This is a genomic window from Pseudomonas sp. IPO3774 (genome assembly GCF_013386835.1).
Lineage (GTDB): Bacteria > Pseudomonadota > Gammaproteobacteria > Pseudomonadales > Pseudomonadaceae > Aquipseudomonas.
Map to the genome: position 1 here is coordinate 70,847 of NZ_JACAQY010000021.1, position 13,474 is coordinate 84,320.

At 61.7% G+C, this 13,474-nt stretch carries 14 protein-coding genes; 1 reads left to right on the forward strand and 13 read right to left on the reverse strand.

All coding sequences use genetic code 11. The annotated features are described in order from the left end of the window. Window positions 1-2: 2 nt before the first annotated feature. From HYE77_RS14500 to HYE77_RS14560, 13 genes are all read right to left on the reverse strand, one after another. A complete protein-coding gene (locus HYE77_RS14500; protein WP_177040876.1) occupies window positions 3-938 on the reverse strand; it encodes an LD-carboxypeptidase in 936 nt (311 codons plus the stop codon). Window positions 939-1,170: 232 nt separating this feature from the next. Beyond that, window positions 1,171-2,190: a lipoyl synthase gene (gene lipA, locus HYE77_RS14505; protein WP_003215441.1), complete on the reverse strand. Its 1,020-nt coding sequence runs from the start codon at window positions 2,188-2,190 to the stop codon at window positions 1,171-1,173. A gap of 2 nt (window positions 2,191-2,192) precedes the next feature. Continuing rightward, window positions 2,193-2,840, reverse strand: coding sequence for a lipoyl(octanoyl) transferase LipB (gene lipB / locus HYE77_RS14510; RefSeq protein WP_003215439.1), 648 nt, complete (start codon window positions 2,838-2,840; stop codon window positions 2,193-2,195). Continuing rightward, the gene (locus HYE77_RS14515) at window positions 2,840-3,115 is read right to left on the reverse strand and encodes a DUF493 domain-containing protein (RefSeq protein WP_003215438.1); all 276 of its coding nucleotides are present in this window, start codon (window positions 3,113-3,115) and stop codon (window positions 2,840-2,842) included. Before HYE77_RS14515 ends, lipB begins: the two co-directional genes overlap by 1 nt. 84 nt (window positions 3,116-3,199) lie before the next feature. After that, window positions 3,200-4,357, reverse strand: coding sequence for a D-alanyl-D-alanine carboxypeptidase family protein (locus tag HYE77_RS14520; protein WP_003215437.1), 1,158 nt, complete (start codon window positions 4,355-4,357; stop codon window positions 3,200-3,202). Between the two features lie 185 nt (window positions 4,358-4,542). After that, entirely contained in the window at window positions 4,543-5,541 is a 999-nt protein-coding gene (locus HYE77_RS14525) for a septal ring lytic transglycosylase RlpA family protein (protein WP_003215436.1), read from the reverse strand. Next, window positions 5,541-6,554 (reverse strand): lytic murein transglycosylase B, encoded by a 1,014-nt coding sequence (gene mltB, locus HYE77_RS14530; protein WP_003215435.1) that lies wholly within the window; start codon window positions 6,552-6,554, stop codon window positions 5,541-5,543. Before mltB ends, HYE77_RS14525 begins: the two co-directional genes overlap by 1 nt. Window positions 6,555-6,571: 17 nt before the next feature. Beyond that, on the reverse strand, window positions 6,572-7,675 hold the full coding sequence (gene rodA / locus HYE77_RS14535; RefSeq protein WP_050442794.1) for a rod shape-determining protein RodA: 1,104 nt from the start codon (window positions 7,673-7,675) through the stop codon (window positions 6,572-6,574). Between the two features lie 31 nt (window positions 7,676-7,706). Further along, complete coding sequence (mrdA, locus tag HYE77_RS14540; protein WP_003215433.1) at window positions 7,707-9,605, reverse strand: penicillin-binding protein 2; 1,899 nt, start codon at window positions 9,603-9,605, stop codon at window positions 7,707-7,709. A 15-nt stretch (window positions 9,606-9,620) separates the two neighbouring features. Continuing rightward, window positions 9,621-10,088, reverse strand: a complete 468-nt coding sequence (rlmH, locus tag HYE77_RS14545) for a 23S rRNA (pseudouridine(1915)-N(3))-methyltransferase RlmH (RefSeq protein ID WP_003185785.1) — start codon at window positions 10,086-10,088, stop codon at window positions 9,621-9,623. Between the two features lie 9 nt (window positions 10,089-10,097). Next, window positions 10,098-10,592 carry a ribosome silencing factor gene (rsfS, locus tag HYE77_RS14550; protein ID WP_003215432.1) on the reverse strand — a complete coding sequence of 165 codons (495 nt, stop codon included), beginning with the start codon at window positions 10,590-10,592 and terminating at the stop codon, window positions 10,098-10,100. A gap of 69 nt (window positions 10,593-10,661) precedes the next feature. Further along, entirely contained in the window at window positions 10,662-11,306 is a 645-nt protein-coding gene (gene nadD / locus HYE77_RS14555; RefSeq protein ID WP_003215431.1) for a nicotinate-nucleotide adenylyltransferase, read from the reverse strand. Beyond that, on the reverse strand, window positions 11,306-12,571 hold the full coding sequence (locus HYE77_RS14560; RefSeq protein ID WP_003215430.1) for a glutamate-5-semialdehyde dehydrogenase: 1,266 nt from the start codon (window positions 12,569-12,571) through the stop codon (window positions 11,306-11,308). Before HYE77_RS14560 ends, nadD begins: the two co-directional genes overlap by 1 nt. 176 nt (window positions 12,572-12,747) lie before the next feature. Between HYE77_RS14560 and HYE77_RS14565 the strand changes: the two genes are divergently transcribed. Next, window positions 12,748-13,431 (forward strand): DNA-3-methyladenine glycosylase, encoded by a 684-nt coding sequence (locus tag HYE77_RS14565; RefSeq protein WP_134327366.1) that lies wholly within the window; start codon window positions 12,748-12,750, stop codon window positions 13,429-13,431. Window positions 13,432-13,474 lie beyond the last annotated feature (43 nt).

The window sequence follows — 13,474 nt, forward strand, 5'->3', positions numbered from 1 at the left end:
GTTCAGGCCTTAAACACCACATCCTGTTCCAACACCAACCGCTTCTCCCCCGCATCCAGCCGCACCCTGGCGCCCAACGGCAAGGTCAGGTTCGGGTTGCAGTGCCCGCTGCGCCAGCCGGACAGCACAGGAATGCACAACGGCTCGAAGGTCTGCTTCAGCAAGCGCTCAAGCGCAAGGCTATCAACCCCAGCCACATCCCCCACCACCACGCCCGACACCTGGGCCAGCTTGCCCGCCAGGCGCAAATGGGTGAGCAACCGGTCAATGCGGTACAACGGCTCGTTCACATCTTCGATAAACAGAATGATGCCCTCGGCATCAATCTCGTAAGCCGTGCCCATCACTGCTGCGATCATCGATAGATTGCCGCCCAGCAGCCGCCCACAGGCGATGCCTGGCTCGACGGTGGTCAGCGGGTAGGCCACAGGGTGAGCCAGCTGGCTACCGGCTTTCACTTGCCCACGCAGCATGCTGAACAGCGACGACTCGGTAGGCTGTTGCTTTTCACCTAACAGGTCAGCGTTGAACATCGGACCATGGAAGGTGACGAAACCGGCATACCGGTTGATCGCCAGGTGCAGGGCGGTGATATCGCTGTAGCCTACGAATGGCTTGGGGTTGGCCCGGAGCAGGTCAAAGTCCAGGCGGTCCAGCAGGCGTGGCGTGCCATAGCCGCCGCGCAGGCAGAAAATCGCGTCGATGGTCGAATCGGCGAACGCCGCGTGCAGGTCATCAAGGCGTACCTCATCACTGCCGGCCAGATAGCCATCACGCTGGCTCACGCCCGGAAAGATCCGCAGTGTGTAGCCCCGGGCGCGCATCCATTGCGTGGCCGTGTCGATATCCAGCTCGGCCGGCCCGGCAGGGGCAATCAGCCCGATCACGCCTTCGGCGCGCAGCGCAGGTACCGCACAAGTGGTCAATTGAGTCGTCATCCATGGTTCTCCTCGCGTGGATTGCCCAAGGCACTCTAAACAGCAATGGTTGCAAACAGAAGAGGAAGAGTCAGTAGCAAATGTGGGAGCGGGCCTGGGGGGAGCGGGCTTGCTCGCGAAGACGGTCAGTCAGTCACCGGACAGGTCAACTGATCCAACGCATTCGCGAACAAGCCCGCTCCCACTCAAGCCGGCTCCCACATGGGTCCTGCAGTGTCCGGCGTTCCGCGTATCAGGACACCAGGCTGGCCTTGACCAGTTTCGCCTGCTCGTCGGCGTGGTACGAGGAACGTACCAGCGGGCCGGAAGCGACGTTCTTGAAGCCCATCTTGTAGCCTTCTTCGGCAAACCAGGCGAACACATCCGGGTGCACGAAACGCTGTACCGGCAAGTGGCTGCGGGACGGCTGCAGGTACTGGCCGAGGGTCAGCATGTCGATGTCGTGTTCGCGCATGCGCTTCATGACTTCGATGACTTCTTCGTCGGTTTCGCCCAGGCCCAGCATCAGGCCGGATTTGGTCGGAATGTGCGGCATCATCTGCTTGAACTTCTGCAGCAGGGTCAGCGACCACTGGTAGTCCGAACCCGGGCGCGCAGCCTTGTACAGGCGCGGTACGGTTTCCAGGTTGTGGTTGAACACATCCGGCGGCTCGGCGGCAGTGATTTCCAGCGCCACGTCCATACGGCCACGGTAGTCCGGCACCAGGGTCTCGAGCATCACGTTCGGCGACAGCTTGCGGATCTCGCGGATACAGTCGGCAAAGTGCTGGGCACCGCCGTCACGCAGGTCGTCGCGGTCTACCGAGGTAATCACGACATACTTGAGTTTCAGGTCGGCGATGGCGATGGCCAGGCTTTCCGGCTCGTTGACGTCCAGTGGCTTCGGCCGGCCGTGGCCAACGTCGCAGAACGGGCAACGACGGGTGCAGATGTCACCCATGATCATGAAGGTCGCGGTGCCACCGGAGAAGCACTCGCCCAGGTTCGGGCAGGACGCCTCTTCGCACACGCTGTGCAGCTTGTGTTTGCGCAGCAGGGCCTTGATGCGGTCGACTTCCGGCGAAACCGGGATACGCACGCGAATCCAGTCAGGCTTTTTCGGCAGTTCGGTGGTCGGAATGATCTTCACCGGGATGCGTGCAACCTTCTCGGCGCCGCGCAGCTTGACGCCGGCTTCTACCTTGGCACGCGGGGCCGGACGCTCGGTAACATCCAGCGTCGGGATCATGGTTTGCACTGCATCAGTAGTCATAATCAGTCGATTCCGCCCGTTAGGGTCGTCTGCTCAGCATAGTCGAGGTGTTTGACGAGCTGCGCGCGCAGCCGGGCACTTACCTCGGCAAATTCTAGTGGTGTTGCGTGATCGCTCAACTGGGTCATCGCCAAACCGGCGTAGCCGCAGGGATTGATCCGTCGAAACGGCGCCAGGTCCATGTCCACATTCAAGGCCAGGCCATGAAAGGAACAACCGTGGCGAATCCGCAAGCCCAGGGAGGCGATTTTCGCGCCATCAACATAAACCCCCGGTGCATCAGGCTTGGCCGCGGCGGTCACACCGTAGCTGGCCAGCAGCTCGATCAGGCATGACTCCATGCGACTGACCAGCTCACGTACGCCAAAACCCAGCCTGCGCACGTCCAGCAACAGATAAGCCACCAATTGACCTGGGCCATGGTAAGTCACCTGCCCGCCGCGGTCGACCTGCACCACCGGGATTTCTCCCGGCAGCAGCAAATGCTCGGCCTTGCCGGCCTGGCCCTGGGTGAAAACCGGCGGGTGCTCCACCAGCCAGATTTCATCCGGGGCTTCGGTGCCGCGCTCGTTGGTGAACCGCTGCATGGCGTGCCACACCGGTTCGTAAGCCATTTGGCCGAGCTCGCGAAAGCCCAGGGTCTGTGACATCACAACACCATGTGCACGAAGCCGGTAGCCCGCAGTTCGCTGTTGATGTTGTACAGCTGGTCCTGATCAGTCGCCACGATGTGCAACTGAATAGTGGTGTACTTGCCGTTGGTGCTTTGACGCTCATCCACACGGTCATGGTTGATCGTTGCGTGTTTCTTGACGATCTCGATGATCTTGTCCTTGTTGCCCACGCCCGTATCGCTGATCACCTTGACGGGATAGTCCACGTTTGGGAATTCGATCTTTGGCGCCTTTACTTCGGTATCGGTCATGGCGTAACGGCCTCGTAAGCGTAAGCCGTGGCGACGGGCATAACCCCGCGCCGGATCAGCGCGGGGTCATGCAGGTGCACACTATCAGTTGAACAAGCTGTAGAAGAATAGACGGATGCTATCCCACACGCGTCGGAAGATACCACCTTCGTCGACGGCGTCCAGAGCGATCAGATCGGCGCTGTGCACCACCTTGTCGTCCAGCTTCACTTCGACTTTACCAATCACATCGCCCTTGGCGATCGGTGCGACCAGTTGCGGGTTCATGGTCATGCTGGCAACCAGCTTCTTGAGCTGGCCTTTAGGCATGGTCAGGGTCAGGTCTTCAGCCAGGCCAGCCTTGACTTGATGGGTCGCGCCTTTCCACACAGGGGCTTGAGCCAGCTCGGTGCCTTTCTGGTAGAAGGTCTGGGTTTCGAAGAAACGGAAGCCATAGGTCAGCAGCTTTTGCGTCTCGGCCGCACGGGCCTGCTCGCTGTTGGTACCGAATACCACGGCAATCAGGCGCTGGCCGTCACGGACAGCGGACGACACCATGCAGTAGCCGGCTTCTTCGGTGTGGCCGGTTTTCAAGCCATCGACAGTCTTGTCACGCCACAGCAACAGGTTGCGGTTAGGCTGCTTGATGTTGTTCCAGAAGAACTCTTTCTGGGAGTAGATCGCGTAGTGCACCGGGTCGACACGAATGATCGCGCGAGCCAGGATCGCCATGTCGTGAGCCGACGAGTAGTGCTCAGGGTTCGGCAGGCCGGTCGGGTTCATGAAGTGGCTGTTGGTCATGCCCAGGTCAGCCACGGTTTTGTTCATCATGTCGGCGAACGCATCTTCGCTGCCGGCGATGTGCTCGGACAGGGCTACGCTGGCGTCGTTACCCGACTGGATGATGATGCCGTGCAGCAGGTCGCTGACGGTCACTTGCGAGCCGACCTTGATGAACATCCGCGAACCGCCGGTGCGCCAGGCGTTTTCGCTGACGGTCACCGGATCGTTTTCGCCGATCTGGCCGCGACGGATTTCCAGGGTCGCGATGTAGGCGGTCATCAGCTTGGTCAGGCTGGCTGGGGGCAGGCGCTGGTCACCGTTGTTCTCCACCAGCACGTTGCCGCTGGCGGCGTCCATCAGGACCCAGGCCTTGGCAGCCAGTTGCGGGGAAGCTGGCACCATTTCAACCGCCCAGGCGGCCGGGGTGATGATCAGCGAAAGAAGCAGGCACGTGCGTTTGGCTAAGGTGGTGATGTTCATCCGTCTCTCGAAATTGCTTATGGAAACTTGCCCTCGCGGGCAAAACTATTCAGACAGCCCGTCGCCAGACTGTCGCGTGTTCGGTTGCATGCCCACCCCTTGCCCCTGGGTTTTTATTGTTCAACGAGCCAACAACCAGGGCTCAAACCCGCATGCGAGCCTGAGCCATCAATCCTTTGTACTGCTTACTCGGCGGTGACCACGCTGGGTTGCCCCAGGTTGGCCAGGCGCACGCTGTTCTGCACTTGCGCAACTTCACTCGGCGAGCCGATCGGCCCCATGCGCACACGGTGCAGGGTCTGCTGGTTACGCACAATAGAGCTGATAAAGACTGGCGCGCTGACCATCCCGCTGAGCTTGGACCTTAGCAGCTCTGCCGCGTCCGGGTTGGCGAAAGCGCCGACTTGCAGGTACTGGCCGCCCACGGTAGAGGCTCCCGGTGCTGCATGCGGAATGACCACCGTGTCCGGGGCGTGCTGCGCCGGCGGCGGGGTCCACTGTTCGATCTTGCCGGCCGAGGCCGTGACTTGCGGTTGCGGGGTTTGCGGTTCGTTGAGCATCAACGGCGCCGGCTTGCCACGCTGGGCCCAGTACTGGGCCGGGTCGATACCTTCGACCTTCACCCGGGCGGTGCCGATTTCGGCATACCCGAGTTTCTTGGCGGCGGCGTAGGACAAGTCGATGATCCGGTCCGAATAGAACGGCCCACGGTCATTGACCCGCAGGATTACCGAGCGGTTGTTGTCCAGGTTGGTCACGCGTACATAGCTGGGCAGCGGCAGGGTCTTGTGCGCCGCGCTCATGCCGTACAGGTCATAGACTTCGCCGTTGGCGGTGTTCTGGCCGTGGAACTTGGTCCCGTACCAGGACGCCGTACCTGATTGCACGTAGGTCTTGGAGTCTTGCAGCGGGAAGTAGTTTTTGCCCAGCACGGTATAGGGGTTGGCCTTGTAAGGGCCGGTGTGCAGGGTCGGCGTGGCATCCGGGATCTTCGAAACATCCACATCCCACCACGGCGCGCCGTCTTTGTGGGCGCGGTTGATATCCAGCCCCGGCTGGGAGCGGATCGCCGTGCCTGCGGTTTTTTGCACCGGTGCACGACTGGTGGAACAACTGACCACCAATAACGACAATGCGGCGTACGCCAACAGCTTCAGGGGTTTGTACATCGGTGATACCGGCATTACTTGACGCCCCGTGCTTGGACCAGCATGTCTGACAGTTGATGCACGGCCATGGCGTACATCACGCTGCGGTTATAACGCGTGATTGCGTAGAAATTCTTCAGGCCCATCCAGTATTCGGGGCCATTTTCGCCTTCGAGGCGGAACGCCGTCACCGGCATATCATCGCGTGGCGCATTCTGACTCGACCAGCCCAGCGCCCGCAACTCCCCGACCGTCTTGACCGGCTCGATACCCTGAGTCAGGCCTTCATCGGCGCGCTCACCGGTCACATCGGCTCGAATCACCACCGGCTCGCCGGCTACCCAGCCGTGGCGCTTGAAGTAGCTGGCGACGCTGCCGATAGCGTCATCGGGGTTGCTCCAGATATTGATATGGCCGTCGCCGTCGAAATCCACGGCGTAGGCGCGAAAGCTGCTCGGCATGAACTGCGGCAAGCCCATGGCCCCGGCGTAGGAGCCCTTGAGGGTCAACGGGTCGACCTGTTCTTCACGGGCCAACAACAGGAACTCGCGCAGCTCTTTGCGGAAGAATTCGGCGCGTGGCGGGTAGTCAAAGCCCAGGGTCGACAAGGCGTCGATCACCCGGTAGCTGCCGGTGTTGCGGCCGTAGAAGGTTTCGATGCCGATGATTGCCACGATCACCTGGGCCGGTACGCCGTATTCCTGCTCGGCGCGGGCCAGCACCGCTTCGTGCTGGCGCCAGAAGTCCACGCCCCGCGCCACGCGGGCGTCGGTCAGGAACATCGGGCGATATTCCTTCCACTGCTTCACGCGCTCGGCGGGCCGGGAGATGGCGTCGAGGATCGCCTGCTTGCGCTGGGCCTCGCGGAACACGCCCATCAGCTGTTCACCGGCGAAACCATAGTCACGGGTCATCTCACCGACAAACTCGGCGACCTGGGGCGAACCGTCGTAGTCGCCGGCCTGCGCTTCCTGCACAGCGGCTCCCAGCAGGCCCAACAGGCCCATCCAGGACACGTGCCGGGCAGCCCAGCCGCGCATTACTTGCATTGACATCTTCACCTTATTCAAACCTGTGCGATCCACTTACGATGGGTATGGATCGACATCAAAACCCCAAACGCTGACAGCAATGTCACCAGCGAAGTTCCGCCGTAGCTAATGAACGGCAACGGCACCCCAACCACCGGCAACAGGCCACTGACCATACCGATGTTGACGAAAACGTAAACAAAAAACGTCATGGTGAGGCTGCCGGCGAGCAATTTGCCAAACAGGGTTTGCGCCTGGGCAGTAATCACCAGGCCGCGCCCGATCAGCAGCAAGTAAATCAGCAACAGTGCGCAGATGCCCACCAGGCCGAACTCCTCGCCCATCACCGCGATAATGAAGTCGGTGTGGCTTTCCGGCAAAAAGTCCAGGTGCGACTGGGTGCCCAGCAGCCAGCCCTTGCCGAATACGCCACCGGAACCGATGGCCGCCTTGGACTGGATGATGTTCCAGCCGGTGCCCAGCGGATCGCTCTCCGGGTCGAGGAACGTGAGGATTCGCTGCTTCTGGTAGTCGTGCATGAAGAAGAACCACATGGCCACGGCCACCGGCACGGCCGCGGCCAGCACGCTGAGGATCCAGCGCCAGCGCAGCCCCCCCATGAACAGCACGAACGCGCCGCCCGCCAGGATCAGCAGCGAGGTGCCGAGGTCGGGCTGGCGCACGATCAGGATAAACGGCACGCCGATCAATATCAGGCTGATGCCCACGTGCTTGAGCTGGGGCGGCAGTGTGCGTTTTGACAGGTACCAGGCGATGGTCGCCGGCATCAAAATCTTCATGAATTCCGACGGCTGGAAGCGAATCACCCCCGGGATGTTGATCCAGCGCGTCGCGCCCATGGCGTTGTGACCCATGACATCCACCACCACCAGCAGCAACACGCCGGCGACATACCCCAGCGGCACCCAGCGCGCCATGAAGCGCGGCTCCAGCTGGGCGATCACCACCATCGACAACAGGCCAAGGCCAAACGACGACGCCTGTTTGATCAGCAAGTCCCAGTTCTTGCCACTGGCCGAATACAAAACAAACAGGCTGCCGGCCGCCAGGGTCAGCAGCAGGATCAGCAACGGGCCATCAATGTGCATGCGCTGCAGCAAAGTGGCGCGGCGGCGCATCACATCCTCGCTGGAGAGGATGCGGTCAAAATTACTCTTCAAGGGCCGTAGCCTCCACACTGGATGGGGTGCCGCCATATTCGGGCTTGAGCTTGCCGTCTTCGGTCAACAGCCAGGCATCCATGATCTGACGCACCACGGGCGCGGCCACGCCGGAACCGGATTCACCGTTCTCGACCATCACCGCCACGACGATCTTCGGGTTGTCGGCCGGAGCAAAGCCGACGAACAAGGCGTGGTCACGGTGGCGTTCCTGAACCTTGGAGCGGTCGTACTTCTCGCCCTGCTTGATCGCGACCACCTGGGCCGTACCGCTCTTGCCGGCAATCCGGTATTGCGCGCCGGCTGCCGCTTTACGAGCGGTACCCCGGGCGCCGTGCATCACTTGCTGCATGCCGTGGTTGACCTTGGTCCAGTCGGACGGGTCGCGCAGCACAATGTCGGGAATCGGGTTTTCGTCCACCGGGCGTTCGCCCTCGATGGTCTTGGCCAGGTGCGGACGGTTCCACACACCCTTGTTGGCCACCAGCGCGGTGGCCTGAGCCAGTTGCAGCGGCGTGGCCTGCATGTAGCCCTGGCCGATCCCCAGGATCAGGGTTTCGCCCGGGAACCACGCCTGGCGCCGGGTCGCACGCTTCCACTCGCGAGACGGCATCAGGCCCGGGGATTCTTCGAACATGTCCAGGGAGACTTTCTGACCAAGGCCGAACTTGCCCATGTAGGCCGACAGCCGATCAATACCGAGCTTGTGGGCCAGGTCATAGAAGTAGGTGTCGTTGGAACGCATGATCGCCGTATCCAGGTCCACATAGCCGTCTCCGGTGCGGTTCCAGTTACGGTATTTGTGATCGTAGTTGGGCAGCATGTAGTAGCCGGGGTCGAACACCCGGCTCGATGCCGTGACCACGCCCGAGTCCAGGCCGGCAATCGCTACCGCCGGCTTGATGGTCGAGCCCGGCGGATACAGGCCGCGCAATACGCGGTTGAACAGCGGCCGGTCGATGGAATCACGCAGCTCGGCGTAGGCCTTGAAGCTGATCCCGGTGACAAACAGGTTCGGGTCAAAACTTGGCTGGCTGACCATCGCCAGCACTTCGCCAGTGCTCGGATCCAGTGCCACCACGGCACCCCGACGCCCGCCCAGGGCCATCTCCGCCGCTTCCTGCAACTTGATGTCCAGGCTCAGCACGATGTCCTTGCCGGGCACCGGGTCGGTACGCTTGAGCACCCGCAGCACGCGGCCACGGGCGTTGGTCTCGACTTCCTCGTAACCCACCTGGCCGTGCAGTTCCGGCTCGTAGAAACGCTCGATGCCGGTCTTGCCGATATGGTGGGTGCCGCTGTAGTTGACCGGGTCGAGGGTCTTGAGCTCTTTCTCGTTGATCCGGCCCATGTAGCCGACCGAATGCGCAAAGTGCGCCCCTTGCGGGTAGTGCCGCACCAACTGCGCCACCACTTCCACACCCGGCAGACGGAACTGGTTCACCGCGATCCGGGCGATCTGCTCTTCGGTCAGCTCGAACAGGATCGGCACCGGCTCAAACGGCCGGCGCCCCTGTTTCATGCGCTTTTCGAAAATCACCCGGTCTTCCGGCGTCAGTTGCAGCACCTCGACGATCACATCGAGGATCTGCTGCCAGTCGCCGGAGCGTTCGCGGGTCATGCTCAGGCTGAAGCTGGGCCGGTTATCCGCTACCACCACGCCATTGCGGTCGAAAATCAGCCCACGGGTAGGCGGAATCGGCTGCACGTGCACCCGGTTGTTTTCCGACAATGTGGAGTGATAGTCGTACTGGATCACCTGCAGGAAATACAGGCGCGCAATCAGCACCCCCAGCAATGCCACCACCAAAATCGCGCCAAACACCACCCGCGCGCGTACAAGACGTGCGTCTTTCTCGTGGTCCTTGATGCGGATCGGCTGGGTCATCAGGCAGGGCGCAGATTATTTGTGGTAAGGGTGCCCGGACAGAACTGTCCAGGCGCGATACAGCTGTTCACCGATCAGAATTCTTACCAGCGGGTGCGGCAGTGTCAGGGGCGACAGCGACCAGCGCTGGTCCGCCCGCGCGCACACTTCCGGCGCCAGCCCCTCGGGGCCGCCGACCATGAAGTTGACCGTGCGCGAATCCAGGCGCCAGCGATCCAGTTCCACCGCCAACTGCTCGGTGCTCCAAGGCTTGCCGTGCACTTCGAGGGTCACGATCCGCTCGTTGGGCCCGACCTTGGCCAGCATGGCTTCGCCTTCCTGACGGATAAAGCGCGCCACGTCGGCGTTCTTGCCCCGGGTATTGAGCGGTATTTCCACCAGTTCCAGCGCCAATTCGGATGGCAGGCGCTTGGCATATTCATGCCAGCCTTCTTCCACCCACTTGGGCATGCGTGAACCGACAGCGATCAGACGCAGGCGCACAGCCGTTCCTTATTCCTGGTCTTTGTTGAGCTTGTCGAAGTGCGCGTGGCCGACTTCAGGGCTGTGGTGCTTGCCATCGGCGGCACGGCTCTGCTCGGCGCCTTTCCACAGACGCTCCAGGTCGTAGAACTGACGGGCGTTGCTGGTCATCATGTGAACGATCACGTCGTCCATGTCCAGCAGTACCCAGTCGCTGTCGCCCTTGCCTTCTTCACCCAATGGCTTGACGCCCTGGGCTTTGACCGCTTCGCGAACCTTGTCCAGCATCGCGCCGATCTGGCGGTTGGAAGTACCGGTGGCGATGATCATGAAGTCGGTGATGCTCTGCTTGTCGCGCACGTCCAGGACCTGGATGTCCTGGGCCTTCACGTCTTCCAGGGCAGCCACGGCAACCTTCACCAGCTCTTCGCCGGCCAGCTCAGGGCCGGTGTGGGCTTCTACTGGCAGAGGAGCGCTCTTGAACGTGCCTTTGCGCTTAACTTTGCTTACGTCTTTGTTCGTCATATAAAACTCGTTTTGCTCGTATGTTCGGGCGCTCGCTGCACGACTGTTCGTGCGTTCAAGCGCGCCTTTTCAGTTCGACGCACGGTAAAGCCCGTGCGCATCGATGTAGGCCAGGACCGCGTCAGGCACCAGGAAACGTACCGACTTCCCGCTGGCCAGCAGTTGACGGATCTGGGTGGCAGACACCGCAAGCGGGGTTTGCCAGACGAATGCAATATTCCCGCTCGGCCCGGTCAGGGCCAAAGGGTCACTTACCGACCGCGCCGCCAGCAGGTTGCGCAAGGCATCCGGCGATTCTGCGTCGGCATCCGGGCGTTGCAGCACCAGGATGTGGCAATGCTGGAGCAACTCTTCCCAGCGATGCCAAGTGGGCAGGCCGCAAAACGCGTCCCAGCCCAAAAGTAGAAATAACTGGTCATCCGCGGCCAACTCGGCCCGCATCAGTTCCAGGGTGTCGACAGTGTAGGACGGTTTGTCGCGCTTGAGTTCGCGGTCGTCCACCACCAGCGGTGCAATGCCGGCCACAGCAAGGCGGACCATCTCCAGGCGCTGCTGCGCAGACACCTGCGGCGTATCGCGATGCGGCGGCCGGGCATTCGGTGCCAGGCGCAGTTCATCCAGCCCGAGGGCGTCCGCGACTTCCAGTGCACTGCGCAAATGGCCGATGTGCACGGGGTCGAAGGTGCCGCCGAGCAGCCCGATGCGTTTACCCATCAAGTGCGCACATGACCGTCACCGAACACCACGTACTTCTCGCTGGTCAGCCCTTCCAGGCCAACCGGGCCGCGTGCGTGGAGCTTGTCGGTGGAGATACCGATCTCCGCCCCCAGGCCGTACTCGAAGCCATCGGCAAAGCGCGTCGAGGCGTTGACCATCACCGAAGCGGAATCCACTTCGTTGAGGAAACGCCGGGCATCGCTGAAATGCTCGGTGACAATGGCGTCGGTGTGCTTGGAGCCGTATTGATTGATGTGCTCGATGGCCTGGTCCAGGTCGTCGACAATGCGGATCGACAGGATCGGCGCCGTGTATTCGGTGTACCAGTCCTGCTCGGTGGCCTCGATCACGTCGCTGCCGAGGATCGCCCGGGTACGCTCGCAACCACGCAGTTCAACGCCCTTGTCGCGGTAGATGGCAGCCAGCGGCGGCAGCACGCGATCGGCAATGCCGACGTGCACCAGCAGGGTTTCCATGGTGTTGCACGGGGCGTAGCGGTGAGTCTTGGCGTTGTCGGCAATGCGGATCGCCTTGTCGAGGTCGGCGGCGATGTCGATGAACACGTGGCAGACGCCGTCCAGGTGCTTGATAACTGGCACCTTGGCATCACGGCTCACGCGTTCGATCAGGCTCTTGCCACCCCGTGGCACGATCACGTCGACGAATTCAGGCATGGTGATCAGTGCGCCAACGGCAGCGCGGTCAGTGGTCTCGACCACCTGCACCACTTCGGCGGGCAGCTCGGCCACGGCCAGGCCCTGCTGAATGCACGCGGCGATGGCACGGTTGGAATTGATGGCCTCGGAACCGCCCCGCAGGATGGTGGCGTTGCCCGACTTGAGGCACAGGCTCGCGGCGTCGATGGTCACGTTCGGGCGCGACTCATAGATGATGCCGATCACGCCCAGGGGCACGCGCATCTTGCCGACTTGAATGCCGGAGGGCAGGTAGCGCATGTCGCGGATTTCACCGATGGGGTCAGGCAGCTTGGCCACCTGACGCAAGCCTTCGATCATGTCGTCGATCCGCGCCGGCGTCAGCGCCAGGCGATCCAGCAATGCAGGCTCCAGGCCATTGGCGCGACCGTTGGCCAAATCCTGTTCATTGGCGGCGCTCAGCTCGGAGCGCGAAGCATCCAGAGCGTCGGCGGCCGCCAGCAAGGCGCGGTTCTTCTGCGCAGTGCTCGCACGGGCGATCAACCGCGAGGCCTGACGGGCAGCGCGACCCAGGCGGGTCATGTAGTCAAGAACGGACTCAGTCATGGTCTGGTGGGGTCTTGGCAAAGAGGAAAGCGGCAGATTATAGCTGTGACGCCGTCCTACGGACAGCGGTGAGGGGCGGATGGTCGAAATGAACTGTAAAAACCCGACGTTCAGCGGGAATTAAGGCTGGAGTTGTTATCATCCTGTCACATTTAGCCGTATTACCTTTGATCGCCATGTCCAGTTTCTCGCCGCTGATCCCCGCCAACGCCCTGCCCGACGGCTTTTTCGACCGTGACGCGCAACTGCTCGCGCGCGAATTGCTCGGAAAAGTCATTCGCCATCGTGTTGGTGATTTGTGGCTGTCGGCACGAATTATCGAAACCGAAGCGTATTACCTCGCCGAAAAAGGCAGCCACGCGTCCTTGGGCTACACAGAAAAGCGTAAGGCTTTGTTTCTGGATGGCGGGCACATCTATATGTACTACGCCCGTGGCGGTGATTCGCTGAACTTCAGCGCCCACGGTCCGGGCAATGCGGTGCTGATCAAATCAGCCTATCCGTGGGTCGACGAAGTCTCCGGCCCGGCCAGCCTGGCGCAGATGCTGCTGAATAACCCGGACGCCAGCGGCAGGCCACGGCCCTCGCAAAAGCTGTGCGCCGGCCAGACCTTGCTGTGCAAGGCGCTGGGTTTGAAGGTGCCGATGTGGGACGCCAAGCGCTTTGACCAGGAACTGCTCTACGTGGAAGACGTAGGGCTGGCGCCAGCGCAGATCATCCAGACCACCCGCCTGGGCATTCCCGGTGGGCGCGATGAACACCTGATGTACCGCTACGTCGATGCCGGTTATGCGCCGTATTGCACACGGAACCCGCTGCGCCGGGGCCAGGTCGAAGGCCGCGACTATTTTTTGATTTGAAAACATACATAAACCTGTAGGAGCCCGGCTTGCCCGGCGATAG